22 protein-coding genes are annotated in these 24,854 nt (G+C 70.8%); 13 read left to right on the top strand and 9 right to left on the bottom strand.

Annotated elements, in window-relative coordinates:
• The first annotated feature begins 13 nt into the window (after positions 1–13).
• Positions 14–208 carry a hypothetical protein gene (locus AB0B45_RS05825; protein ID WP_358125900.1) on the top strand — a complete coding sequence of 65 codons (195 nt, stop codon included), beginning with the start codon at positions 14–16 and terminating at the stop codon, positions 206–208.
• A 160-nt stretch (positions 209–368) separates the two neighbouring features.
• On the opposite strand, the gene hisD is transcribed toward AB0B45_RS05825, so the two are convergent.
• Positions 369–1,664, bottom strand: a complete 1,296-nt coding sequence (hisD, locus tag AB0B45_RS05820) for a histidinol dehydrogenase (protein WP_358125898.1) — start codon at positions 1,662–1,664, stop codon at positions 369–371.
• A 160-nt stretch (positions 1,665–1,824) separates the two neighbouring features.
• A complete protein-coding gene (locus tag AB0B45_RS05815) occupies positions 1,825–2,373 on the bottom strand; it encodes a helix-turn-helix domain-containing protein (RefSeq protein WP_358125896.1) in 549 nt (182 codons plus the stop codon).
• 87 nt (positions 2,374–2,460) lie between these two features.
• Here AB0B45_RS05815 and AB0B45_RS05810 point away from each other — a divergent pair, with 87 nt between their 5' ends.
• Complete coding sequence (locus AB0B45_RS05810) at positions 2,461–3,285, top strand: NAD(P)H-binding protein (protein ID WP_358125894.1); 825 nt, start codon at positions 2,461–2,463, stop codon at positions 3,283–3,285.
• A 37-nt stretch (positions 3,286–3,322) separates the two neighbouring features.
• Here the strand turns inward: AB0B45_RS05810 and AB0B45_RS05805 are convergent, their stop codons facing one another.
• The gene (locus AB0B45_RS05805) at positions 3,323–4,567 is read right to left on the bottom strand and encodes an MFS transporter (RefSeq protein WP_358125891.1); all 1,245 of its coding nucleotides are present in this window, start codon (positions 4,565–4,567) and stop codon (positions 3,323–3,325) included.
• 146 nt (positions 4,568–4,713) lie between these two features.
• On the opposite strand from AB0B45_RS05805, the gene AB0B45_RS05800 reads away from it, so the two are divergent.
• Positions 4,714–5,304: a copper resistance CopC family protein gene (locus tag AB0B45_RS05800; protein WP_358125888.1), complete on the top strand. Its 591-nt coding sequence runs from the start codon at positions 4,714–4,716 to the stop codon at positions 5,302–5,304.
• Positions 5,301–6,320 carry a CopD family protein gene (locus AB0B45_RS05795; RefSeq protein WP_358125885.1) on the top strand — a complete coding sequence of 340 codons (1,020 nt, stop codon included), beginning with the start codon at positions 5,301–5,303 and terminating at the stop codon, positions 6,318–6,320. The genes AB0B45_RS05800 and AB0B45_RS05795 overlap by 4 nt, the downstream gene beginning before the upstream one ends.
• Here the strand turns inward: AB0B45_RS05795 and AB0B45_RS05790 are convergent.
• The 3 genes from AB0B45_RS05790 to AB0B45_RS05780 all read right to left on the bottom strand — a co-directional run bounded on the left by AB0B45_RS05790 (position 6,278) and on the right by AB0B45_RS05780 (position 9,383).
• Positions 6,278–7,372 carry a hypothetical protein gene (locus AB0B45_RS05790; protein WP_358125882.1) on the bottom strand — a complete coding sequence of 365 codons (1,095 nt, stop codon included), beginning with the start codon at positions 7,370–7,372 and terminating at the stop codon, positions 6,278–6,280. The two genes, AB0B45_RS05795 and AB0B45_RS05790, sit on opposite strands and share 43 nt — an antisense overlap.
• Positions 7,373–7,527: 155 nt before the next feature.
• The gene (locus AB0B45_RS05785) at positions 7,528–8,196 is read right to left on the bottom strand and encodes a response regulator transcription factor (protein ID WP_358125879.1); all 669 of its coding nucleotides are present in this window, start codon (positions 8,194–8,196) and stop codon (positions 7,528–7,530) included.
• Positions 8,193–9,383: an ATP-binding protein gene (locus tag AB0B45_RS05780; protein ID WP_358125876.1), complete on the bottom strand. Its 1,191-nt coding sequence runs from the start codon at positions 9,381–9,383 to the stop codon at positions 8,193–8,195. The genes AB0B45_RS05785 and AB0B45_RS05780 overlap by 4 nt, the downstream gene beginning before the upstream one ends.
• A gap of 108 nt (positions 9,384–9,491) precedes the next feature.
• Here AB0B45_RS05780 and AB0B45_RS05775 point away from each other — a divergent pair, with 108 nt between their 5' ends.
• The 3 genes from AB0B45_RS05775 to AB0B45_RS05765 are packed head-to-tail and all read left to right on the top strand — an operon-like array spanning position 9,492 to position 12,747.
• Positions 9,492–10,421, top strand: coding sequence for an ATP-binding cassette domain-containing protein (locus AB0B45_RS05775; RefSeq protein ID WP_358125873.1), 930 nt, complete (start codon positions 9,492–9,494; stop codon positions 10,419–10,421).
• Complete coding sequence (locus AB0B45_RS05770) at positions 10,418–11,974, top strand: ABC transporter permease subunit (protein WP_358125870.1); 1,557 nt, start codon at positions 10,418–10,420, stop codon at positions 11,972–11,974. The genes AB0B45_RS05775 and AB0B45_RS05770 overlap by 4 nt, the downstream gene beginning before the upstream one ends.
• Complete coding sequence (locus AB0B45_RS05765) at positions 11,971–12,747, top strand: ABC transporter permease subunit (RefSeq protein WP_358125867.1); 777 nt, start codon at positions 11,971–11,973, stop codon at positions 12,745–12,747. Before AB0B45_RS05770 ends, AB0B45_RS05765 begins: the two co-directional genes overlap by 4 nt.
• Before the next feature lie 70 nt (positions 12,748–12,817).
• Here the strand turns inward: AB0B45_RS05765 and AB0B45_RS05760 are convergent, their stop codons facing one another.
• The 3 genes from AB0B45_RS05760 to AB0B45_RS05750 all read right to left on the bottom strand — a co-directional run bounded on the left by AB0B45_RS05760 (position 12,818) and on the right by AB0B45_RS05750 (position 16,168).
• Positions 12,818–13,987: an esterase-like activity of phytase family protein gene (locus AB0B45_RS05760; protein ID WP_358125864.1), complete on the bottom strand. Its 1,170-nt coding sequence runs from the start codon at positions 13,985–13,987 to the stop codon at positions 12,818–12,820.
• Positions 13,988–14,123: 136 nt separating this feature from the next.
• On the bottom strand, positions 14,124–14,918 hold the full coding sequence (locus tag AB0B45_RS05755; RefSeq protein WP_358125861.1) for a class I SAM-dependent methyltransferase: 795 nt from the start codon (positions 14,916–14,918) through the stop codon (positions 14,124–14,126).
• Positions 14,915–16,168, bottom strand: coding sequence for a cytochrome P450 (locus AB0B45_RS05750; RefSeq protein WP_358125859.1), 1,254 nt, complete (start codon positions 16,166–16,168; stop codon positions 14,915–14,917). Before AB0B45_RS05750 ends, AB0B45_RS05755 begins: the two co-directional genes overlap by 4 nt.
• 24 nt (positions 16,169–16,192) lie before the next feature.
• On the opposite strand from AB0B45_RS05750, the gene AB0B45_RS05745 reads away from it, so the two are divergent.
• The 6 genes from AB0B45_RS05745 to AB0B45_RS05720 all read left to right on the top strand — a co-directional run bounded on the left by AB0B45_RS05745 (position 16,193) and on the right by AB0B45_RS05720 (position 24,854).
• Entirely contained in the window at positions 16,193–16,600 is a 408-nt protein-coding gene (locus AB0B45_RS05745; RefSeq protein WP_358125857.1) for a PaaI family thioesterase, read from the top strand.
• A gap of 44 nt (positions 16,601–16,644) precedes the next feature.
• Positions 16,645–19,161 carry a CocE/NonD family hydrolase gene (locus tag AB0B45_RS05740; RefSeq protein ID WP_358125854.1) on the top strand — a complete coding sequence of 839 codons (2,517 nt, stop codon included), beginning with the start codon at positions 16,645–16,647 and terminating at the stop codon, positions 19,159–19,161.
• Positions 19,158–20,009, top strand: coding sequence for an ABC transporter permease subunit (locus tag AB0B45_RS05735; protein ID WP_358125851.1), 852 nt, complete (start codon positions 19,158–19,160; stop codon positions 20,007–20,009). The genes AB0B45_RS05740 and AB0B45_RS05735 overlap by 4 nt, the downstream gene beginning before the upstream one ends.
• Positions 20,010–20,426: 417 nt before the next feature.
• Positions 20,427–22,502, top strand: coding sequence for an ATPase (locus AB0B45_RS05730; RefSeq protein ID WP_358125848.1), 2,076 nt, complete (start codon positions 20,427–20,429; stop codon positions 22,500–22,502).
• A 162-nt stretch (positions 22,503–22,664) separates the two neighbouring features.
• On the top strand, positions 22,665–23,672 hold the full coding sequence (locus tag AB0B45_RS05725) for a hypothetical protein (RefSeq protein ID WP_358125845.1): 1,008 nt from the start codon (positions 22,665–22,667) through the stop codon (positions 23,670–23,672).
• A 276-nt stretch (positions 23,673–23,948) separates the two neighbouring features.
• Positions 23,949–24,854 (top strand): PAC2 family protein, encoded by a 906-nt coding sequence (locus AB0B45_RS05720; protein ID WP_358125842.1) that lies wholly within the window; start codon positions 23,949–23,951, stop codon positions 24,852–24,854.

The following is a 24,854-nucleotide window of genomic DNA, read 5'->3' as shown; positions in this document are numbered from 1 at the left end:
GGGAGGTGATGGTGTGAGTTCCAAGTCACGGCAGACGCGCGAGCAGCACTCCTTGCGCGGCGAGTCCGAGGCTCCGGCCGTCAAGCAGCCTTCGAAGGCGACGGGCAAGTCGTCGGCTTCGACCGAGCGCACATCGGGCGGCGGGGCGCTCTCGCACCGGCTGGCCAAGTCCGCGCTCCCGTTGCGGCGCGGCCAGCGTTCGAGCTAGAGGGTGGAACCCTGATGCCGGTCCCGCGACTCCCGTGCGGGACCGGCACACGTGTGTCTCGGCCCCTTCGGGCGCGGAGGCACCCGTCCGGGCCGCCCGCGCCGCCCCCGCGACCCGGGCCGTACGGCACGCGCCGCGGGGGGGCAGGGCGGCGACGATCTCAGTTCTGCCTGATGGTGACCGTCGCGGCGTGGGCGGGGAAGCCCTCGTGCTCGGCCAGCGCCGTGATCGTCGGTGCGAGCCGCCAGAAGGCGTCCTTGTCGAGCTGGGCGACCGGAATCCTGGTCAGATAGGTGTGCACCGACACCCCGCTGGTCACCTTCGCGAAGCCGAGCGTGGGCAGCGTGGCCGGGGTGCCGATGGCGAAGTTCGAGGCCGAGGGCGTCGTCCACTGGCCGAGCAGGACCGTGCCCGCGTGCCGTACCAGGGGAAGCCAGGCCTCGGGATCCTCGACGGCGAGCTGGAGATGCTCGGGCGCGTACGCGTTGGCGATCGCCATGGCCTCCTCGCGTGAACGGGCCAGGACGATGCCGCCGTTGGCCCGCACCGACGCCTCCGCGTAGTCGCGGCGCGGCCCAGGCAGTTCGGCGATCTGGGCGCTCACCTCGGCGGCGGCGCGCCTCAGCACCTGCAGGTCGGTGCCGACGAGGACGGCGGCGGAGTCGAGGCCGTGCTCGGCCTCGTTCAGCAGATCGGCCGCCAGCAGTCTGGGGTCGGCCGAGCCGTCGCAGACGATCAGCGAGTCGGTCGGCCCGAAGCCCACCTCGACCAGGCAGCCGAGCCGCTGCGCCTCCGCCATCGCGAGCGTCACGGCTGGACTGCCGGGCCCGACGAGCTTGCGGACGGCGGGGATCGTCGCGGTGCCGCAGGCCAGGGCGGCGATCCCGGCGGGGCCGTTGCTGCGGTAGACCTCGGTCAAGCCCAGCTCGTGCGCGGCGAACAGCACGGCGGGATCCACCCTGCCGTCCACGCCCGGCGGCACGACCAGCGCGATCCTGCCGACGCCTGCCACGACCGCGGGGGTGGCGACCATGATCAGGACCGAGGGAAAGGAGCCCTTGCCGCACGGGACGTACAGCCCGGCGCTCTCGATCGGGCGGGTCAGCTCACCGAGCCCGACCCCGTCGATCTCCGCCCGCCACGCCGAGCGGGCGAGCGCGATCTCGTTGAAGGCTCTGACCTGGGCGATGGACACCCTGATCGCCTCCTTGAGCCCTTCGTCCAGCCCGTTTCCCGCGGCCTCCAGCTCCTCGGGGCCGATCCTGAGGTCCGCCCTGACGCAGTGGAACCTGTGGAGCGCCTCGACCAGGGCCTCGTCGCCGCGCCGCCGTACCCGCTGGACCAGATCCGCCACCGACTCCACCAGCTCGGCGTCGGGAGTGGCCGTCCCTCCTCTGGCCATCAGCCGGCGCCGCTCCATCTCGCCCGCCTCCTGCCACACGATGATCGACGTCATCCTGCCTCCCTTCATGTGCCGGGCTCATGACGACGGCTTGCCCGCATATGTGGAGGTTTCAGGCCAGACTCCCGTCAAGTTCAGGTCATCGACGCCGGTCGGTAGCGGCGCGCGCACGCCCACGCGCGGGCCGTGTTCACGGTGACGGTAGCGGCGACCGTCAACGGTGGCGTGAACCGTTGTCGATGCCGTCGAGCATGATCCGCAGGTAGTGCCCGCCGCGCGGCGTCGGGTGACAGGCGAAGATGTTCAGCAGCGTCATCAGGTCGTCGGCGCCCACGTCGGCCCGCATCTCGCCGCGCTCCTGCGCCGTGGCGACCAGCGCCTCCAGCCGCTCCACCATGTTCGCCCTGACGGTGACGAACTCCCGCATCTCCTCGAACAGCTCCTGCGGCAGGTCGGCCAGCGCCGCCGCCAGCGCGCCCCTCCCCTGGTCACCGCACCACAGCACGAACGACCTGAGGGCCGCCATCGCCCCCTCGCCCGACTCCTCGGCCTTGGTGAGGGCGTCGGCGATCTCGTGGATGTACTGGTCGGCCATCGCCGCGATCAGCGCGTGCCGGTCGGGAAAGCGCCGGTAGACGGTGCCCACGCCGACCTCGGCGCGGCGCGCGATGAGCTCCATCGGCGCGTCGACCCCCCGCTCGGCCACCACGGCGCGGGCCGCCTCCACGATCCGATCCCTGTTGCGGCGGGCGTCAGCGCGCACCTTCACTCCTAAGTGGACGGCAATCTTCCGGTTAGTGTACCGTCCGGGACAGAAGCGGAATCCGATCGTCCACTTATGGAGGTTTCGATGATCGTGGTGACGGGCGCGACCGGTTCGATCGGCCGCGCGCTGGTGTCCCGCCTGCGCGAGTCGGGGGCCGACGTCCTGGCCCTGGTGCGGCGGGCCGAACAGGGCGAGGAACTCGGAGTGGAGTACGCGGTCGGCGACTTCGAGCGGCCCTCGTCCATCCCCATGGGCGACAGGCTCTTCCTGAACACCTCGCCGTGGCCCGGCTTCGTCCAGCGGCACAAGGAGGTCATCGACCGCGCCGCCGCCGCGGGCGTCTCCCAGGTGGTGGCCGTGTCGGTGCTCGGCGCGACGCCCGGCGGGCCGCTCAGCAGCGGGTTGCACGGGGAGGTCGACGCGCACCTGAGGAAGTCGGGGCTGACCCACGCGATCCTGGAGCCCGTGGGCTTCATGCAGAGCCTGCCGCGCGAGGTCGCCGACGGGCGCTTCCACGGCTCGTACGGCACCGGCCGCACCGGCTACATCGACACCCGCGACATCGCCGACGTGGCCTTCGCCCTGCTCACCGGGCCCGTCGGCGAGAGCGCGACGCACGTCCTCACCGGGCCTGCCGCGCTGTCCCAGCAGGAGATCGCCGCCCGGCTCACCGCGACGCTCGGCCGTACGGTGACCTATGTGGACCTGAGCGTCGAGGAGATGACCAGGCACGCGCGGGAACGGTGGGGGATGCCCGAGCCGACCGCCCGCGAGCTGGCCGAGATGATGGCGGCCGTGCCGGACAGCGCCTGGTCGAAGACCACCAGGACGGTCGAGCACCTGACGGGGCACCCGCCGCGGTCACTGGCCGACTACCTCGCCGACCACGCGGCCGACTTCGCGAAGTGACCGGTCAGCGCCCGCCGCGGCACCGCGCCCCGACCTGTCAGGGAACGCCGCGGATCTTCCACACCAGGACCGCGCCGAACAGCGCGAGGACGGCGGAGGTCAGGTAGAGCACTGGGTAGCCGCCCAGACCCGCGATGATCGGCCCGGCGATCACCGGGCCGAGCACCTGGGGACCCGAGTTGGCGATGTTGATGACGCCCAGGTCCTTCGCCCTGCCGCCCGCGGTCGGCAGGACCTGGGTGACCAGGGCGTTGTCGACGGAGAGGTAGGCGCCGAACCCGGCGCCGAGGATCGCCGCCGCGGCCATGACCACGGGCCACTGCGGCCAGAACGCCATCATGACCGCGGGGATCACGCTGATCACCCCCGAGCAGGTCACCAGGAGCCTGCGCCGGCCCAGCCGGTCGGAGACGATCCCGGCCACCACCGTGGTGAGCACCACCGTGGCGGTGTAGATGAGGATCAGGATCAGCAGCCCGTCGGTCGCCTTCTCGCCGGGGAACAACCGCTCGTAGCCCACCTCGTCGGTGAGGAAGTACAGCAGGTAGAGCGTGGCCATCGCGTTGCCGAGCATCATCAGGAAGCGGGTGATCCACGCCCAGAAGAAGTCCGGATGCCTGACCCACAGCTCCTTCGGGTCGAACGGCGGGCGCTCGGTCAGCCGTGGATCGCGCGTGGTCAGCACGAACGGCAGCACGAACACCGCCACCACCGCGCCGACCAGCAGGTAGCCCGATCTGGTCGTGGTGGCGACGACGGTCACCAGCACGACGCCGAGCACCACGCCCACCGACTGGGGGACGCCGATCCACCCCGACACCTCGCCCCGCTGGCTGACCGGCACGTGATCGGGCACCCCCGCGCTGAGCGCCGCCTGGGTGGCGTTGAGCGCGGCCTGGGCCAGGCACCAGCCGACCGCGATGCCCAGCACGCTGGTCTGGAAGGCGAGGAACACCATCGCGACGCCGCCCGCGAGCGCGCCCGCGAGCGTCCACGGATGCCTGCGGCCCCACCTGCCCGTCGTACGGTCGGACAGGGCGCCCGCGATCGGGTTGGCCAGCAGGGCGACCAGCGCCCCCGCGCCCGTCACCCAGGCCAGCGCGCCCTCCTTGTCGCCCGGGGCGACAGCGGCGAGCTGCTCGGGCAGCAGTACCTGGAGCGGGGCGAAGTAGCCGACGAACAGCGCCAGGTTGGCGAAGGCGATGCCCGCCACCCACCAGGGGCCGACCCTGTGCACGGGTTCGGCCAGCGCGCCGGAGGTCGGTGGGGAGACGCTGCTCATCGGGGCCTCCGCGCGGCATGATCGGGGAATCGCGGTGGCGGCATGCTATGCCGTACCCGATCATCACGGCTACACCCCGAACGCGGCAGGTGGAGAGCAGTGGGAGCATGTCTTGGTCAAGACAGCTCTACGGAAGGTCGAGATCGGTGAGGCGGCTACTCACGGTCCTGTTGCTCGCGTGCGCCGCGCTGGGCGTCGCGGTCACGCCCGCGCAGGCGCACAACGTGCTGACCGGCAGCGACCCCAAGGAGGGCGCCCAGCTGCAGTCCGCGCCCGAGCAGGTCACGCTGGAGTTCGACCAGCCGGCGCGGCAGGGGTTCACCCAGGTCAGCGTGACGGGCCCGGACGGCGGCAGGTGGGAGGCCGCGCAGGCCACGGTCAGCGGGTCGAAGGTCGTCACGCGGCTCAGGCCGCTCGGACCCGCGGGCGACTACGTGATCGGCTACCGGATCCTGTCTGCCGACGGGCACCCGGTCTCGGGGAAGGTGACGTTCACGCTGACCGTCGCCGGTGCGGGCACGCCCGCCTCCCAGGCGCCCGCCGCTGGAGACACGCAGGCGGCCGACCTCAGCGCCCAGGCGGCCGAGGCGGCGGCGAACGGCGGCGCGGGCATGGCGATCGTGTGGGTGATGGGCGCCCTCGTCCTCCTCGGCGCCGGCACCGTCATCGCCCTCCGGCGGGTCGCCTCCTCCCCCGGCGAAACGGTCACCCTCGCCGAGGGGAAGGGCGACGAATGACCGTCACCGAGGTCCGGCCCGCCGCCAGGATCGGCGGCGGCCCCCTCCTTGTCCTCGCCGCCGTCTGCGCCGCCGTCGTCGCCAGCACGCTGACCGCGGAGGACCCCGTCCCCGGCATCCCCCTCCCCGGTCCCGTCGTCGAGTACGGCCTGCCCGCCGTCAGGGTCCTGCTCGACCTGGCCGCCGCCACCGTCGTCGGCTTCAGCCTGCTGCCCAAGCTGCTCGGCTTCGACGACCCCGAAGCCACCGAGCCCGTCATGCGCCGGGTCAGGGCCCACGCCGTCACCGCCGCCTGGATCTGGGCGATCGCCGCCCTGGTGACGATCGTCCTGTACACCGCCGAGCTGAACCCGGGAACGGTCCCCACGCTCGGCATGATCGCCACCTACATCGGGTCGGTGGGCGCGGGTCAGGGCCTGCTGTTCAGCACGGCGTGCGCGCTCGGCTACGCGGCGTTCGGCCTGCTGGCCGTGCGGTTCGGCGAGAAGGTCCCCGCCGAGCTGCGGATCGTGGTCGCGCTGTTCGGCCTGCTGCCGGTGCCGGTGACGGGCCACGCGGTCGACTCGGTGTGGCACGACCCCATCATGATCTCGATGGAGCTCCATGTGATGGGCGCCGCCGTCTGGACCGGCGGCCTGCTGGCGGTCGGCGCCACGCTCGCGTCGCGCGGCGACCTGCTGGCCGTCGCGCTGCCCAGGTTCTCGAAGGTCGCCACGGTCGCGCTGGCCATGGTCTCCCTGTCCGGCCTGGTCAGCGGCCTGTCCACGATGGCGCTGACCACCGGGGTCGAGCTGCCGGGCGATCTGGTCGCCTCCGAGTACGGCCTGCTCGTGCTGACCAAGGTGGCGCTGGTCGGCCTGCTGATCCCGCTCGCCGCGAACATCAGGTGGCGGCTCATGCCGGGCATCGCCCGCAACCAGAAGAGCTCCGTCGCCGCGTGGGCGGCGACGGAGCTCGTCGTGATGGGTCTGGCCTACGGCGTGGCCGTGGCGCTGACGCGCGCCCCGATCGGCTGATCGGCGGCGCGCAGCCCGAACCTGGTCACGAACCACTCCATGACCAGCCAGACGACGGCCAGGCCCGCCGCCGCCCACACCGCCGAGGAGGTGGCCAGCGGCGGCGCGGCCAGCAGCGAGTGCTGGGCGATGAGCGAGCCGTACACGGCCGCGGTCGCCAGCACCGCCCCGAGCACGGCCCTCAGGTACGGCATGCGGATCAGGAACGCCACGTCCACCGCGAGCGCGCCGGCGATCAGGAAGACCGGCACCGCGGACTCAGGGAAGTCGGCGACGCTGAGCAGCGGCCAGATGAGCGCGCGGTAGCCGACGAGCGCGGCGGCGACCAGCGTCGCCGTGCCGAACCTGCCGACCATCATCCGCGCCACGGCCAGCACGATCAGGCCGGCGACGGTGAAGTAGACGGGGTAGAGGTAGTCGGGCACCGGCAGCGAGAAGGCGACCATCATGTCACGGTCCACCGCCCTGCCCATCTGGTCGGCGGCGAACTGCATGAGGATCGGCTCGGCCTCCGGCGCTCCCCTGTCCCAGGCGGCGATGGCGAACACGCCGTACTCCTGGTGCTGGGCGGGGAAGAGGATGTTCTCCAGGAAGAAGGCGAACAGCGAGGCGAGCACGGGCTTGCCGCCCCCGCCGACGTACCAGCCGCGGATCACCCCCGCGATCATGAAGAAGGTGCCGAGGTAGAGCATGATGTGCGAAGGGCTCCACGAGGTGATGTCGAGCCCGTTGATCCGGTGGTTGATCAAATCGAGCGGCACCGCGACCAGGAAGATGCCGGTGCCCCACTGGATCAGCCGCAGCGCGGTCCTGTCGACGCCATAACCGGTGTAACCATGGATGATGGTGAGCCCAAGGACGATCGCGGTGCCGGCCGAGTTGAGCAGGTGCGGCGGCGCCAGGTCGTCACGCAGCCATTTGAAATGCCAGGAGACGTCCCACGAGGAGCCCAGCACCTTCAGGACGAAAGCCAGCAGCCACCCGTAGTAGAGGGCCTTGAAAAGCTCTGGCGGCGTCTCACGCCCGGCCTGCCCGCGTGTCCAATAGGGCATCGCCCAATCGATAGCCGCTCGTATTCTCACGCCAGGACATCATGCCTGGCCTTTACCTTCTTAGCAATCAGACGCCCCTGGCATGACGGACACCACAGGGTCCGCCTCGAAGCCGGAGCGTTCCGACCCGATGACGTTCCGTCCGGGCGGTTCGGTCAAGGAACGGACGGGTCGATGCGGTAGCCGACGCCGGGGGTCGTCGTGATGATCGAGGGGTTGCCGAGTTTGCGGCGCAGGCGGCCGATCGTGACGGTGACGGTGTTGGTGAGGGGGTCGGCGTGCTCGTCCCAGACCTGTTCGAGCAGGTCCTCCGTGCTGAGGAAGGCAGGGGTCGCGCGGAGGAGGGCTTCGAGGAGGGCGAACTCCTTGACCGACAGGTCGAGTTGACGGCCGTCGCGGGTGACCGTACGGCGTAGGGGGTCGAGCTCGACGCCGGCGGCGCGCAGCGTCCGGGCGCGGACGGAGGGCTGGCGGCGGGCCAGGGAGCGGATCCGCAGGACCAGTTCGGGAAAGTGGAAGGGCTTGGCGAGGTAGTCGTCGGCTCCCAGGGACAGTCCGCTGACCCGGTCGCCGGGCGAGCCCGCCGCGGTCAGCATCAGGACCATGACGCGGTCGTCGCGTTCGGTGATCATCTGGCAGAGGGTGTCGCCGTGGATCCCCGGCAGGTCACGGTCGAGGACGACCACGTCGTAGGTGTTGACGTCGAGCTTGGCGGCGGCCTCCAGGCCGTCGTGCGCCAGGTCGACGGCCATGCCCTGATCGCGTAGCCCCTCGGCCACGACGGCGGCGAGCGCGTGCGCGTCCTCGACCACCAGCACCCTCACGCCGGGACTCCCGCCCGCTCGGCCGCCAAGGGCAGCGAGACGGCGGCCCGGAGGCCGCCCTCGGGCCTGGCCCGCAGGTCCAGTCCGCCGCCGTGCGCCGTGGCGATGGCCGCGACGATCGACAGCCCGAGCCCCGAGCCGCTGTCGGAGCCGGTCCGGTCGGCGCCGAGCCGCTGGAACGGCTGGGCCAGCCGTGCCACCTGCTCCTCATCGAGGACGTGCCCGCCGGTCTCCACGACGAGCAGCGCCGTCGTGCCGTCGGCCGTGGCGGCGACCCTGATCCAGCCGCCGTCGTGGTTGTGGGCGATCGCGTTGTCGATCAGGTTGTCGGCCATCCGGGACAGCAGCGTCCGGTTTCCCCGCGTCCACGCGCTGTCGCGAACCTCGCCGTCGTGGACGGTCAGGCTCCTGTCCGTGATGTCGGCGGCCCGGGCCTCCAGGGCCGCCGACACCGTACGGCCGAGCGAGATCGTCGCACGGTCGGACAGGGCGCCGTGCTGGGCGCGGGCGAGCAGGAGGAAGCCTTCCAGGAGCCGGTCGACCTGGTCGAGTTCGGTGCGGAGCCGGTCGGCCAGCGCGACCGTCTGCGCCGGTACCGGCTCCGGCTTGGCCACGGCCACGTCCAGCGACGCCCGCATGGTCGCCAGCGGGGTGCGCAGTTCGTGGGAGGCGTTGGCGACGAATCGGCGCTGCGCGGCGAAGGAGCTCTCCAGTCGTTCCAGCAGCCCGTCTATGGTGTCGGCGAGGTCCTTCACCTCGTCGGCAGGGCCTGGCACGGCCAGCCGTTCGTGCAGGTTGTCGGCGGAGATCCGCCGCGTGGCCGCGGTGATCGTCCGCAACGGGCGCAGCACCCGGCCGGCGATGATCCTGCCCAGCACGACCGAGACCACGACCATGACGGCGAGCGCGACCGCCGAGCCGATCAGGAGCTGATGCGACTGGGCCTCCCGCGCACCCGACAGCTGGTTCTCGAGCTCGGCGACGCGTTCCTGCGCTGCGGCGAGCGTGAACCGCTGGGCCGGACGGTTCCCCGGCGCGACCTCGCTGATCCGGGTCGACCCGAGGCTCACGAGGTTGGTGATGACCAGCAGCCCGGCGCCGGACAGCAGGAACAGGACACCGTACAGGGCGGTGTAGCGCAGGCGTGCGGTGCGGGCCGGCAGTCCCAGGCGTCGCGCTTTCCTCATCGGCTCTCTCTCGCTCGTGCGGACCTCCAGGATGCCGCGCGGCACCTAACAACGACATGACGGCCTCCGTTCGGCCCGCGTTAGGGCCGCCTCCGTACAAACGAACGCATGCAAGCAACCATCGAAGTCAACGGCCTGCGCAAACGCTTCGGCTCCACGGTGGCGCTGGACGGGATGTCCTTCACAGTGGAGGCGGGGCACGTCACCGGCTTCGTCGGTCCCAACGGCGCGGGCAAGTCCACCACGATGCGGGTGATCCTCGGCCTGGACTCGGCCGACGAGGGCACCGCGTTGGTGGGCGGGCGGCGGTACCGGAGCCTGCGGAACCCGCTCAGCCACATCGGCGCGCTCCTGGACGCCGCCGCGCTGCAGCCGAGCCGCACCGCCCGTAACCACCTGCTGTGGCTGGCCCACTCCCAGGGGCTGGGAGTCCGGCGGGTCGACGAGGTGATCGAGCGGGTCGGCCTCGGGTCGGCGGCCCAGCGTAAGGCGGGTGGCTTCTCCCTGGGCATGCGGCAGCGGCTCGGCATCGCCGCGGCGCTGCTCGGCGACCCGCCGGTGCTCATGCTCGACGAACCGTCCAACGGCCTCGATCCCGAGGGCATCGTGTGGATGCGCGGCTTCCTGCGGTCGCTGGCCGCCGACGGCCGCGCCGTCCTGGTCTCCAGCCACCTGATGAGCGAGCTCGAGGACACCGCCGACCACCTGGTGGTGGTGGGCCGCGGCCGGGTCGTCGCCGACACCAGCGTGGCCGGCCTGATCGCGACGGCGTCCGGCGGCCGGGTCACGCTGCGCACCACGGCGCCGTCGCAGGCGATGGCGGCGCTGACGCAGGCCGGCGCCTCCGTGGCCGCCGCCGGCCGCGACACCCTCACCGTGACCGGGCTGGCGGGCGAGCACATCGTGGCGCTCCTCAGCCGGTACGCCGTGCCGTTCTCGGAGGTGTCGGCGCATCGCGCGACGCTCGAGGAGGCGTACATGGATCTGACCAGGGACGCGGTCGAGTTCCGTGCGACCGGCCATGAGGCGGCACGATGAGCGCCACCGCCCCCTACCGCTCAGGCGCGCGGGCCGGCCGCGGCGGCTTCGCGCGGCTGCTGCGCGCCGAATGGACCAAGTTCAGGACGGTCCGTGGCTGGGTGCTCGCCATGGTGGCCGCGGCGCTGGTCACCGTGCTGCTCGGGCTGCTGTCCTCCTCGGGCAGCCACTCGTCGTGCGACGGGGTCTGCCCCGCCGTTCCGGTTGGTCCCGACGGCGAGGCGGTGGAGGACAAGTTCTATTTCGCGCACCGGCCACTGGCCGGAGACGGCAGCATCACCGTCCGGGTGACCTCCATGACCGGCCAGATCCGCCTGCCCGACCTCAACCCGGGGACTCGGCGAGTCGTCGCAGGGGTCGTGCCGTGGGCGAAGGCCGGAATCATGGTCAAGGAGAGCATGAAGCAGGGCTCGGCCTACGCGGCGGTGATGGTCACCGGCCGGCACGGGGTGCGGATGCAGCACAACTTCATCCACGACACGGCCGGCCGCCCGGGCGGCGTCTCCAAACAATCCCCGCGCTGGCTGCGGCTGACCCGCTCCGGCGAGGAGCTCACCGGCTACGAGTCCGCCGACGGCGCGAACTGGACCGAGGTCGGCACCGCTCATCTGGCCGGGCTGCCCGCCGCGGTGCAGGTCGGCCTCTTCGCCGCCTCGCCCGGCGGCCTGACGGTGACGCAGGGCGATTTCGGCGGGTCCAGCGCGGCCTCGCGCTTCGCCGAGGCCACCGCCGTCTTCGACAAGGTCAGCCTGCGCGGCTCGGTCGGCGGCGGCGCGTGGCGCCCCGACGACGTGGGAGTCACCCTGAATCCCGACGGGTCGGCCCACCATCCGGGCGGGTTCAAGGAGTCCGGAGGCACGTACAGCGTGACAGGGGTCGGCGACATCGCGCCCCTGTCGGACGGCCAGCAGATCGAGAACACCCTCACCGGCGTGTTGACCGGGCTGATCGTGGTGATCGTGGTGGCGGTGATGTTCATCACCGCCGAATACCGGAGCGGCCTGATCCGCACCACCCTGCTCGCCGGCCCGCGGCGCGGCAGGACGCTCGTGGCCAAGGCCCTCGCGATCGGCACGGTCACCTTCATCGCGGGACTGGCCGCCGCCACGGCCGCGGTCACGTTCGGCAAGCAGGTCCTGCGCGCCAACGGCAACCACATCCTCCCTGTGACCACGCTCACCGAACTCCGCGTCATCGTCGGCACGGCGGTGCTGCTCGCGGCCGCCGCCGTGCTCGCCCTCGCTGTGGGCGCCTTGTTCCGGCGCAGCGTCGCGGCGGTCATCACCGCCATCGTGGTGACCGTCGTCCCCTACATCCTCGCGACCGCCTCCGTCCTGCCCGCAGACGCGGCGCGGTGGCTGCTGCGGCTCACCCCGGCCGCCGGCTTCGCGATCCAGCAGAGCATTCCCGAGTACGCGCACGTGCTCGGCGACTACGCCCCGTCGGCCGGCTACTACCCGCTGGCGCCCTGGGCCGGCCTGGCCGTGCTCTGCGGCTACGCCGCGCTCGTCCTCGGCCTGGCCGTCTTCCAACTACGCCGGAGGGACGCATGAGACGACACCTGCATGCCGAGTGGACGAAGCTCCGTACCGTGGCGGGCACCGGCTGGCTGCTGCTGGGGCTCGTCACGCTCACCGTCGCCGGGAGCGTCGTGGCGGCCGCCGCCGTGTCCTGCACGTCGGCAGGCTGTGACTACGACCCTGCAAAGATCAGTCTTTTCGGGGTCCAGGTGGGCCAGACGATGGCCGCCATCCTGGCCGTGCTGGCGGTCAGCGGCGAGTACGGCACCGGCATGATCCGCACCACTCTGGCGGCGATGCCGCGCCGGGCCGCCGTGCTGGCCGCCAAGGCGGCCGTCGTCACCGGGCTGACGCTGGGGGCGGGGACCGTCGCCGTGTTCGCGTCCGCGCTGGTCGGGCGGCGCATCCTGCTCGGCAACGGCTTCACCCGCGGTCCAGGCACCCCGATCCTGTCCCTGGCCGAGGGACCGATGCTGCGCGCGGCGTTCGGCTCGGTCCTCTACCTCGCGCTGATCGCCCTGCTCAGCCTCGGCATCGCCGCCGCCGTGCGGGACTCGGCCACGGCCATCGGGGTCGTGCTCGGCCTGCTCTACATCCTCTCGATCCTGCCCTTCATGATCGCCGACCCTGGGTGGCAAAAGCTCCTGTGGCAGATCTCGCCGATGAACGCCGGGCTCGCCATCCAGGCCACCACCAAGCTCTCCGGTCTGCCCATCAGCCCATGGGCGGGCCTCGGAGTCCTGACCGTCTGGGCCGCCGCCGCGCTCCTGGGAGGCGGACTGCTGCTCCAACGGCGCGACGCCTGACCCGCCCTCGGCGACACAGGCCCCTGTGCCGCCCTGGGTGATCACGGGGATGTCCCGGCGCTCAGCGGGCTCATGGCGCGGCGGGGCACCCTCGGACGGCGTAGGCCAGGAAGTGGGTGATCTCGCGGTCGTCGAAGTTGTCGTCGGAGCCGAGCACGAGCGTGCACTCGCCGGTGAGCAGCCGTGGACCCCAGGCGAGGCTCTCGAGGTTCTGCGTCGACTCCTGCTGTGTGCTCAGGTCGAGGACGAGCCGCTTGCCGACCGGGCTGTACGGCCCGCCGCTCGCCAGGCTGTTCCTGCGCAGGACGTTCGTGGCGGACCGCAGGTCGATCTCGTACAGCTTGACCCGGTAGCCGGCCCCCTCGATCCAGGACCGCTCGAGCGCGAGGTAGCGGTCGTCGTCGATTGCCAGGATCTCCGAGACGCCGCTGTCGGTGTGCCCGGTCGGCGGGATCGGGGAGGCCGGCAGCGGGTCGATCGGATAGGCGTACTGCGCGAGCGGACGGCCACCGCGGCTCCACACGGTGATGCGGGCCGGTGCGCCCCGCTCGACGGTCGGCGGCTGCCCGTCCTCGAAACGCGGGCCTTCGACGATGGCGGCGATGGTGCGCGGGGCGAAGGTCAGCCCCTCGAAGCCGAAATTGCGCCGTGGGCCGCTGGAGGTGCGGGTCAGGTGCAGATTGCGCGGAATCGGCAACTCATCGAGATGCCGCCCGTTCGTGTCCATCCACCGGACGAAAAGGTCAGACACCGGAATGTCGGGGTTCCTTTCGTCGGGCCTGTCACCTTCATGACCCCACAGGAGCCTGCGACTCCACCGGTCGTACCGGATCGTCTCGGGGTCGGCCGACTCGGGCAGGCCGTAGGCGGGGTACGGGCTTCCGTCCGGCCGCAGCAGGGTGGTGACCCCGTCGACGTGGACCCCGGTGAACGCTCCGGTCGCCGGGTGGATGTCCAGCCGCCCGGTGTAGAAGCGGGCGGGTTGGTAGCGCCAGCGGTCGTCGGAGAGGAAGTACCAGGTGCCGGTGCGCGGGTCGCGGTCGATGCCGGACAGGCCGCCGAGGGTGGTGTCGCCGACCTGCATCTTGTACGGCAGGCGCTGCTCCCCGAGGAAGCGGGTGATCCGAAGATCCGGCCGCGGATCGGCGTCCGCCGAGGCCTGTCCGGCGTCGACGGCGCCGAAACCAATCGCCGCCACGAATGCGGCGGCGATTCTTCCGATTTTTCGCGAATTGCGCACGCGATTCTCCTCATCCCGAAAGGTGGACGGGATTATGAGACCGCGAATTCAGATGAATGTCTACGCAGGTGAGCGCACACCTTTTTACTATTTCTGAATTGCGGTGATTTGAGGAGTCAATCGCAAATGAATGGGATTATCGGTCGCGACGAGCCCGCAGCGAGTAGAGGAGCGGCACGCCGGGCCGTCCCTCGGGGAAGCGGAAGAGCGGGCCGTGCGGTTCAAGCGAGCCGAAGCGCCTGAAGAGCGTGAAGTCGTGCTCGTGCAGGAACTCCACGCGCAGCCCCGCGCCCGCCAGCGCGGTCACGACCTCGCCGATGCCGTGCGCGAACTGCACCGACGTGGTGTTCTCCAGCACCTCGGAGCCCGTGTAGGTGTGCGGGAAGTCCTCCACCTGGGGCGCGCGGTCGAAGTAGTCGAAGGCCACCCTCGACCCGTCCTCGTAGTCGAGGACGTCGCCAAAGGGGTGGAACTCGGCAAGGTAGAGGAAGCCGCCCGGCTTGAGCAGCCCGGCGACGACCCGCGCCCACCTGTCCAGATCGGGCAGCCAGACCAGCGCGCCGATGCCCGTGTAGACGATGTCGTAGCCGTCGCCGGCCGCCGGGGCGGCGTCGTAGACGTCGGCCTCCACGAACCTGGCGTCGATGCCGCACTCGGCGGCGATCGCGCGGGCGGCCTCCACCGCCTTGCCGGAGAAGTCGACGCCGGTCACGTCGGCGCCGAGCCTGGCCCACGCCAGCGTGTCGAGCCCGAAGTGGCACTGCAGGTGGACCAGCCGCCGCCCGCGCACGTCGCCCATCTCGGCCAGTTCGAACGCCCGCAGCGGTTGCTCGCCCGCCTTGAACCCGGCGACGTCGTAGAACTCGCTGCCCACGTGGATGGCCACGCGCTCGTCCCAGTTGGCCCTGTTGACGTCGAGATAGTCGTTCATGATCTCGACTGTAGGAGGACGGGCAAATGCTTTAACCCGTTCTGGAAGTTCGAGATCAGCCTGACGGGTTGGCCGGCGAGCCGCACGTCCCACCTGCTGACGAGCTCGGCGAAGACCGCGCGCATCTGCGTCCTGGCCAGGTGGGCGCCCAGGCAGACGTGGGGTCCGAAGCCGAAGCTCACGTGGTCGTTCGGGCTGCGGGCGAGGTCGAAGCGGTCGGGGTCGGGGAAGACCGTCTCGTCCCTGTTGGCCGAGGCGTGGTAGACGACGACCTTGTCCCCCGCCCTGATCGGCTGACCGCCCAGCTCCAGGTCGCGCGTCGCCGTACGGCGGAAGTCCATGACCGGCGGCCAGAAGCGCAGCATCTCCTCCACGGCCGAGGGAAGCAGTTCGGGCCCGCCCCTGAGCGACTCCATGGCCGCGGGATGCTCCAGCAGGCACAGCAGGCCGCCGGGGATGCCGTTGCGCAGCGTCTCGTTCCCGGCCACCGCGAACAGGAAGAACATGTTCTCGAACTCGGCCTCGGTCAGGCCGCCTCGGAGCATGGCCGCCATCACGTCGTCCCGCCCTCTCGTGCGGCCGGCGAGCGCGTGGGCGTAGGCGAACATGTCCGCCAGCGCCGCCCTCGACCTGGGGTTGACGCCCGGCCGCCGCTCGGGCCTGGCGGCCACGGCGATCCTGCCGATCGGGCTGAGATCCCCGGCGGTGGACAGGTTCGCGTACTCCTCGTCCTGGTAGCCGATCACCCTCGACGCCCAGTCGTACAGCAGGCGGCGGTCCTCCTCCGGCACGCCCATCACGTGCGCCAGCGTCCACACCGGCAGGTCGGCGGCCACCTCCACGAAGTCGCACGCCCCCTCCGAGAACAGCCGGGCCGCCCGCGCGGCGATCGACTCCTCCAGCGCGCGAACGGCCCGCGGGGTGAAGGCGGCCGAGACGATCCTGCGCAGCCTCGAATGCTCCGGCGGGTCGGTGTTGAGCATCATCGCCTGGACGAACGCCAGGTCGGCGGGGGTGTCGGGGTCGCGGATCTGCGTCGCGCCCAGATGGGAGGAGAAGTCGGACGGCGTGCGCAGCACGTGCTTCACGTCCGCGTGCCCGAACACGCCCCAGAACCCGGGCCCCGACCGCCACGGCCCGACCTCGGGCTCGGGGATCCAGCAGACGGGCGACTCGCGCCGCAGCCTTGCGAACAGCTCGTACGGCACGCCCGAGCCGTACGTCGACGGCAGGAAGACCTCCTCAAGCATGGCTCCAGCGTGCATGATGACGGCGTGACTCCTGAAGAGGGCGACGCCATACTCAAGGACAACTTCGCCCCCTGGGTCCTGGACCTGGGGCTGAGCGTGGAAGAGGTCGGCGAGCGCCACGCGCTGCTCCGCCTGCCGTGGTCGGGCCGCCTGGCCAGGGAGGGCGGCGGGATCAGCGGCCAGGCGCTCATGGCCGCCGCCGACACCGCGACCGCCATCGCGATCTGCTCGGCCAGGGGCGGCTTCGTGCCGATGACCACCGTCCAGCAGTCCACGACGTTCCAGCGGCCCGTCGTCGAGGCCGACGTGCTCATCGAGGCGCGCGTCACCAGGCTGGGCCGCACGCTGGCCTTCGCCGAGATCACGCTGAGCGCCGAGGGCGGCCCGGGCCCCGCCGCCCGGTCCAGCACCGTCTACGCCCTGCTGGGCTGACCGCGTCTCAGCTGCCTCTCAGGACCGCTCAGTACGCTCGCTCCATGAAGAGAGCAGCCGCGCTGGTCGCGGCGCTGGCCGTACTCGCGACGGTGGTCTGGCTGGTGTGGCCCTCCGACGCCGAGATCAGCGGCCAGGAGCAGCGGATCGCCGTCGTCGACGGCCCGGGAGACGACCAGCGGGTCGAGCTCGACACGACGTACTTCCCGCCGGCGGGCGGCGGCAGGGCCCCCGCCGTGCTGCTCGCCCACGGGTTCGGCGGCAGCAAACAGAGCGTCAGGGCCCAGGCGGTACGGCTGGCGCGGCAGGGCTACGCGGTGCTGACCTGGTCGGCGCGCGGATTCGGCCGCTCGACGGGGCAGATCGCGCTCAACTCGCCCGACTACGAGGTCAAGGACGTCAAGCAGCTCATCGACTGGCTGGCCGAACGGCCCGACGTACGGCTGGACGCCGCAGGCGACCCGCGCGTCGGCATCGCGGGCGGCTCGTACGGCGGCGCGATCGCGCTCATGACGGCCGCCCACGACTCCAGGGTCGACGCGATAGTCCCGATGATCACCTGGAACGACCTGTCGGAGGCGCTGTTCCCGAACGGCGTGTTCAAGAAGATGTGGGCCGGTCTCTTCTTCAGCAGGGGCGGCCCCAGCCCCGACGCGCAGGGGCTGAGCGCGCTGACCGCCCAGCCGCGGCCGCTGTCGGCCGAGGAGGCCAGGTGCGGCAGGTTCCTGCCCGCGGTGTGCGCGATGTACCAGGAGGTCGCGGCCACCGGCAGGGCGACCCCCGCGGCGATCGAGACGCTGCGCGCGTCGAGCCCCGTCTCGGTGGCGGGACGGATCAAGGCGCCGACGCTGCTGATCCAGGGGCAGCGCGACTCGCTGTTCCCCCTCGCTCAGGCCGACGCGAACGCCAAGGCGATCGCGGCGGCGGGGACGCCGGTCGAGGTGATGTGGTTCGACGGCGGGCACGACGGCGGCAACGGCGAGGTGGACTGGCTGGACGAGCGGCTGCTCGACTGGTTCGACCGCTACCTGAGAACGGACGGCCAGGGGACGAGCGCCAAGGGCGCCGCCGCAACGGTGAAGGGGTTCGTCATCACGCGGGACGGCGGCCGCGACCCCGGCACCCGCCAGCGCATCCGCCTGCACCCCGGTGCCGACCGCTACCCGGGCCTGGCGGGGACCTCCACCACCCAGGTGCCGCTGACCGGCCCCGACCAGAACGTCGCCAACCCGCCAGGCGGCAACCCCGCCTCGATCTCGGCCGTGCCGGGGATCGGCGGCCTGCTCGGCGCCGGCGCGCAGGGCAACCCCGGCGTCTCCCTCGACATGCCGGGCCAGAGCGCGGTCTTCGAGTCCGCTCCGCTGGCCGAGCCGCTCCAGCTCACCGGCACCCCGACCGTGAAGATCAGGGTCCAGGGGCAGGGCGAGGCGACGCTGTTCGCCAAGCTCTACGACGTGGCCGACGCCGCCACCCCACCGACGCTGCCGGCCGGTCTGGTGGCGCCCGTGCGGGTTCCCGCGGGTTCCGGTGAGGTGACGGTCACGCTGCCCGCCGTCGACCACAGGTTCGCGGCAGGTCATCGGGTACGGCTGGCGCTGACGACGACGGACATGGGCTACGCGACGCCCGCCGAGCCCGCGAGCTACGTGGTGGGCCTGGCCTCGCCGACGTTGACCGTGCCGACGGTGCCCGAACTGGCGGCCCCGCCGACCGGTCCCGTGTGGTGGACCTGGGCGCTGCCGCTGGCGGCCGTCGCGGCGGCCGCGCTCATCCTGGCGACGGGCCGCAGGACGGTCGCCGCTCCCTCCGGCACGAGTGAGCGTGCCGAGGTGCCGCTGGAGATCGCCGGGCTGACGAAGGCCTACAGGAACGGCGAGAAGGCCGTGGACGGCCTGTCGTTCACGGTGGAGAAGGGCCAGGTGCTGGGGCTGCTCGGCCCGAACGGCGCGGGCAAGACCACCACGATGCGGATGATGATGGGGCTCATCCAGCCCGACGACGGCGAGATCCGCATCTTCGGTGACACGGTGACCCCCGGGGCGCCGGTCCTGTCCAGGCTCGGCTCGTTCGTCGAGGGTCCCGGGTTCCTCCCCCACCTGTCGGGGCGCGACAACCTGACCCTGTACTGGCAGGCGACGGGACGGCCGCCGCAGGACGCCCACATGGAGGAGGCGCTGGAGATCGCCGGTCTCGGCACGGCGCTGGAGCGGGCCGTGCGCACCTACTCCCAGGGCATGCGCCAGCGCCTGGCCATCGCGCAGGCCATGCTGGGCCTGCCCGACCTGCTCGTGCTCGACGAGCCCACCAACGGGCTCGACCCGCCCCAGATCAGGGAGATGCGCGAGGTGCTCAAGCGCTACGCCCGCGACGGCCGTACGGTGATCGTCTCCAGCCACCTGCTGGCGGAGGTGGAGCAGACGTGCAGCCACGTGGTGGTCATGCACAGGGGCCGCCTGGTGAGCGCGGGCCCGGTGTCCGACCTGCTCGGCACGGCCAAGCACAACGGTCACGGGCCACGCCTTGAGGACGTGTTCCTCGACCTGATCGGAGAGAAGTCATGACGACGACCGCGGCTCCCGGTTACGCGGCTCGCCGTACGCTGCCGCTGCGGGTGGAGATCGTCAGGCAGTTCAAGCGGCGGCGCACGCTGGTGATGTTCGGGCTGCTGCTGGCGTTGCCGTGGATCCTGGTGATCGCCTTCCAGTTCGGGCCGCAGAACACCGGCCAGCAGAACGCGCTGCGCCTGTCGGATCTGGCCACGCAGGGCGGGCTGAACTTCGCGGCGTTCGCGCTGTCGGTGTCGGCGAGCTTCCTGCTGGTGGTGGCGGTGGCGCTGTTCTGCGGCGACACCGTGGCCAGCGAGGCGAACTGGTCGTCGCTGCGCTACCTGCTGGCCGCGCCGGTGCCGCGGGACCGGCTGCTACGGCAGAAGCTCGTCGTGGCATTGGGCTACTCGGCGGCGGCGGTGATCTGCCTGCCGGTGATGGCGCTGATCGCGGGGACGCTGGTGTTCGGCTGGAACGACATTCAGGTGCCGGGGACCGGGGAGACGATCCCCGCCTTCGACGTGCTGCCGCGTTTCGGGATCGTGATCGGGTACGCGCTGGTCAGCCAGCTCGTGGTGGCGTCGCTGGCGTTCCTGCTGTCGACGGTCACGGATTCGCCGCTCGGCGCGGTGGGCGGCGCGGTCGGGCTGGTGATCGTCAGCACGATCCTGCAGGCGGTGGAGGCGCTGGGATCGCTGAGGGAGTTCCTGCCGACCTTCTGGAACACGGCATGGATGGACGCGCTGGCTCCGGTGCTGGACTGGGGCGGGATGACCAAGGGGGCGGCGGTGTCGGTCACCTACTCGGCGATCCTGATCGCGATCGCCTTCCGCCGCTTCCGCCGTAAGGACGTCGTCAGCTGACCCGTACCCCCGGTGGGGGCCGCGGCACGTCAGGAGCCGCGGCGCAGGAGGGGGGCCGATGGGCCGGGGCTCGCGAGGGCGCCGGCCCATCGGTCAGTCACGACACCCTTGGGCGCCCTGCGCGACACGCCGTGTCAGCCCCAGTGAGGCGGTTTGTCGTCGAGGTAGAAAGCGTCGGGATCCTCGTCCCGATATTCGCCCCACCCCAGGTCGGTATCGTCCGAGGTCTGCTCGGGTAGCAATTCACTCACGGCGACAATGCTATCCGGAGGAAGAAACGCCACCCTCGCGCATGTAAGCCTCAAGGGACAGTAAAGGCTACGCGGGGTACAGTGGATCCGCGCGTGAGAAGGTGTCCGGCTACCCCCCGTGAGGCTGCCCATGGCCACCCCGACAGGTTGGCGTCGAGAAGGCAATTTGCCGGCGGAGCTCACGAGCTTCGTCGGCCGGACAAGGCTGCTTGCCAACCTCAAGCGCCATTTGTCCGAGTCGAACCTCGTGACGGTCACCGGCATCGGTGGCGTGGGCAAGTCGCGGACGGTGCTGCGGCTGGCCCATCAGGTGCGTTCACAGTTCGAGGACGGCGTGTGGTTCGCCGATCTGGCGAGGCTGCAGGACGCGGGCATGGTGAAGAACACCATCGCCTCCGCGCTCGGTGTGGCCGACCAGTCGGCGCGCGGCGAGTCCGAGTCGCTGTCGGAGTGGGTCCGCGACCGCAGCATGCTGCTCATCCTCGACACCTGCGAGCACCTGATCGAGGGCTGCGCGGAGCTGATCGACGAGCTGCTGCGCTCCAACCCGCAGCTGAAGATCCTGGCCACGAGCCGCCAGTCGCTGCACCTGACGTACGAGCACGTGGTTCCGGTGCCGCCGCTGGCGGTGCCGGGCGACAACCCTGACGAGAACCTGTTCACCAACGAGTCCGTGCAGCTGTTCGCGGCCAGGGCGGGCGCCGTGGTGCCCGACTTCGTGCTGGACGAGCAGAACATCGGCTCGGTGGCCGAGCTGTGCCGCCGCCTGGACGGCATCCCGCTGGCGATCGAGCTGGCCGCGGTACGGCTGCGCGCGCTGTCGGTGGAGCAGATCCTGGGCCTGCTGACCGACCGGTTCAGCCTGCTGGCCGGAGCCAGCCGTACGGCGTTGCCGCGGCACCAGACGCTGCGCGCGGCCATCGGGTGGAGTCACGAGCTGTGCGAGCCGGCCGAGCGGCTGCTGTGGGCGCGCCTTTCGGTGTTCTCCGGCGACTTCGAGCTCGACGCGGCCAGGTTCGTCTGCTCCGATGACCGGCTGCCCGCCGAGGACATCACCGACATGGTGACCGGTCTGGTGGAGAAGTCGATCCTGCTGATCAAGAGCGATCACGCGGGCGTGCGCTACAAGCTCATCGACACGCTGGCCGAGTACGGCGAGGAGTGGCTGGACAAGCTGGGCGAGACGCAGAATATGCGCCAGAAGCACCTGGCCTACTACCTGAGCCTGGCGCGAAGGAGCGAGGACGCCTGGTCGGGTCCCCGGCAGATCTACTGGTTCGTCCGCATGCGCCAGGAGCACGACAACGTCAGACTCGCGCTGGAGCACGCCTTGCGCACGCCGGGCGAGAGCATCCTGGCGCTGGAGCTGCTGTCGTCGCTGTGGTTCATGTGGATCTGCTGCGGTTTCATCCGCGAGGGCCGCATCTACCTCGAACGCGCGCTGCGGGCCAATCCCCAGCCGAGCAAGGAACGATGCAAGGCGCTGTGGGTGCTGTCCTACGTGCGCAGCGCCCAGGGCGACAGCGCGGGCGCGCTGGAGGCGGCCGAGCAGTGCAGCAGCGAGGCGGTGCTGGTCGGCGACTCGCGCGCGGTCATCCTCGCCTCCAAGATGCAGGGTACGGCGGCGCTGTTGCAGGGCGACCTGCAGAAGGCGAGCGCGCTGCTGGGCATGGCGATCGAGTTCAACACCGGCAACAAGGAGCTCAATCCCGGCCTGCTCCCGGCCATCGTGGAGCTGTCGATCGTGCTGACGACGCAGGGCGAGCTGTACGAGGCCGAGTCGCTGCTGGTCGACGTGCTGCAGGTGTGCAAGGAGCGCGGCGAGCTGTGGGTCAGCTCCTACGCGAGCTGGGCGCTGGCGCTGCCGTTGATGTCGACGGGCAGACCGGAGGCGGCGCTCACCTCGGCGCAGGAGGGCCTGCGCATCAAGCGCTACTTCCACGACACCGTGGGCACCATGATGGCTCTGGAGACGACGGCGCGGATCATGGTGAGCCTCAATCAGCCGGACAGGGCGGCTCGGGTCCTGGGCGCACTGCACCAGAACTGGCGGGCGGCGGGCCTGCCCATGCTGGGTGCGCCGTTCTTGACCATCGAGCACGAAAGGGCAGTCAAGGAGTGCCAGAAACTGCTGGGTGAAGGAGCCTACAAAGCGGCCTTCGACATGGGCACCAAGCTGGACTTGGACGAGGCGACGACCCTCGCGCTGGACGAACTCGACGGAGATCCGCCATCCGTGTGATCATAGCCTCTATGTCCGAAATACCACTCCGTTTAGCCCCTTATCACGCGAACGGATTTGGCGCCTTTATGTCCGGGCATGCCAAAAGAATGGCTTGTTCCGCGATCTAGCAGGCGGGATGCCACATCCGTCCTCGTGGGAGGCTGCGCACCCATGCAAGAGATGCCGGATTTCTCTCTACCTGATCCCCAGATTCCCTTCCCATCCAAACTCAATCCCTTCGAGTCCATCGTCGCCGAGCACACCACCGCGTGGGCCAGGCGACTGAACCTCATCGAAGGAGAGCGAGCCACCTCCCGATTCACCGGCGAGTCCTACTCCAGGCTGGTCGCGAGGCTCTACCCCGAGGCGTCGGTGCCCATCCTGGCGCTGGCGGCCGACCTCAACAGTTGGTTCCACGTCTACGACGACCAGTTCGAACTGGCCGAGGTGGGCTCGGATCCCGACCTGGCCCGCCGGATGGCCGAAAGGTTCTCGGCCGTGTTACGCGGCGAACCGCTGGACACGACCGCGGGGCCGATCATGCACGGACTTGCCGACATCCGGGACCGCATGCGGCTGCACGCGGCTCCGAGCTGGTGGCACAGGTTCGCCGACCACCTGCAGGACTGCTTCAAAACGGCTCAGTGGGAGGTGGACAACAGGACTCGTGGGCTGATCCCCGATCCGGAAAGCTATGTCGAGCACAAGCTGAACATCGCCTACGTCCCACCGTCCTTCGACCTGATCGAGCTGGTGGAGCAGTTCGAGGTGCCGACCGAGATCCGCGTCTCCGCCCCCTACAGGACCATGGTCCACGAGGCCGGTCACGTCGTGGTCTGCACCAACGACCTGATCGGGCTCCACAGGGAGCTGGCGCAGGGCGAGTTCCACAACCTCGTGATCGTGTTCTGGAACGCTCTGGACTGCTCGCTCCAGGAAGCCGTCGAACTCGTCAACGCGAACATCTCGCTGAGAGTCGAGACGTTCCTCGCGGCCAAGGGGGAGATCCAGGCCACGTTCGACGAGCTGGGCACCGACTACAACACCGCGAACGGCACCATGCGGTGCGTGACCGGGTTGGAAAACTGGATGCGCGGTTACCTCGACTGGGCCCGTGAGACCCAGCGCTTCTCAGACCCACTGCTCAGAGGGCAGGTCAAGGGCTTCCAGCACGAGCTGATCAGCTGAACGGCCTGAGCAGGTCCTCGTCGCCGAACATGCGGGCGGTGTCCACCGCACTGGGCACCCCCGCATGCGGATCGGCCCCACCTCGACCAGCACCCTCGCGACTTCGTGCTTCTTGAAGACCGCTCCGGCCGGCAGGCGGGGAGGCGGCGGCCGGGCCGTGGAGCGCACCCACCCGGGGCTTCGACAAGTTCTTCTCATAGGTAGGGTGCCGTGCACGGAATCGTTCCGGCTCGCCGAAGGTTCTGGAGAGAGTACCGAGGGAAAGGCTGATCAACCGTGTTCGACCCGACGGATCTCTACCGGCTGGCGGAGGAGACCCCCGAGCTCACCGATCCCGTGCTGGTGTACCACTTCGACGGGTTCGTCGACGCGGGCGCCGCAGGACGGCTCGCGGTGGGCCATCTGCTTGCCGAGCTGGAGCACAGCGTCGTGGCGACGTTCGACGTCGACCGCCTGCTCGACTACCGGTCGCGGCGGCCGACGATGACGTTCGACACCGACAGGTGGGTCGACTACGAGGCCCCCGAACTGGCCCTCTACCAGGCGCGTGACCTGACGGGCACGCCGTTCCTGCTGCTGAGCGGCCCCGAGCCGGACAGGGAGTGGGAGCTGTTCACCGCCGCGGTGGGCGGGCTGGCCGAGCGCCTCGGGGTGAGCAAGCTGGTCACCGTGCACGGCATCCCGATGGCCGTCCCCCACACCAGGCCGCTGGGCGTCACCGCTCACGCGAGCAGGCCCGAGCTGATCAACTCGCAGGTGAGCGCGTTCGGCAGGGTGCAGGTGCCGGGCAGCGTCGCGGCGCTGCTGGAGTTCCGCCTGGGCAGGCAGGGGCGCGACGCGCTCGGCTATGCCGTACACGTGCCTCATTACCTGTCGCAGGCGGAGTACCCGCAGGCCGCGGTCACCGCGCTGGAGGCGGTGACGAAGGGGACGGGGCTGGTGTTCCCGATGGACAGCCTGCACGACGCGGCGGGCCGTACGACGGCGGAGATCGAGGAGCAGATCCAGTCCTCCAGCGAGCTGTCGTCGGCGATCACGGGGCTGGAGCAGCAGTACGACGCCTTCGCCGGTGGCGAGGAGCGGGAGAATCTGATGGCCGAGAGCACCCCGATGCCGACGGGCGACGAGCTTGCCGCCCAGTTCGAGGCGTTTCTGGCCGAGCGGGACGACCGCGACAGCTAG

The organism is Nonomuraea sp. NPDC049152 (assembly GCF_040648355.1).
Classification (GTDB): Bacteria; Actinomycetota; Actinomycetes; order Streptosporangiales; family Streptosporangiaceae; genus Nonomuraea.
This window is presented reverse-complemented; position numbering and strand designations above follow the sequence as displayed.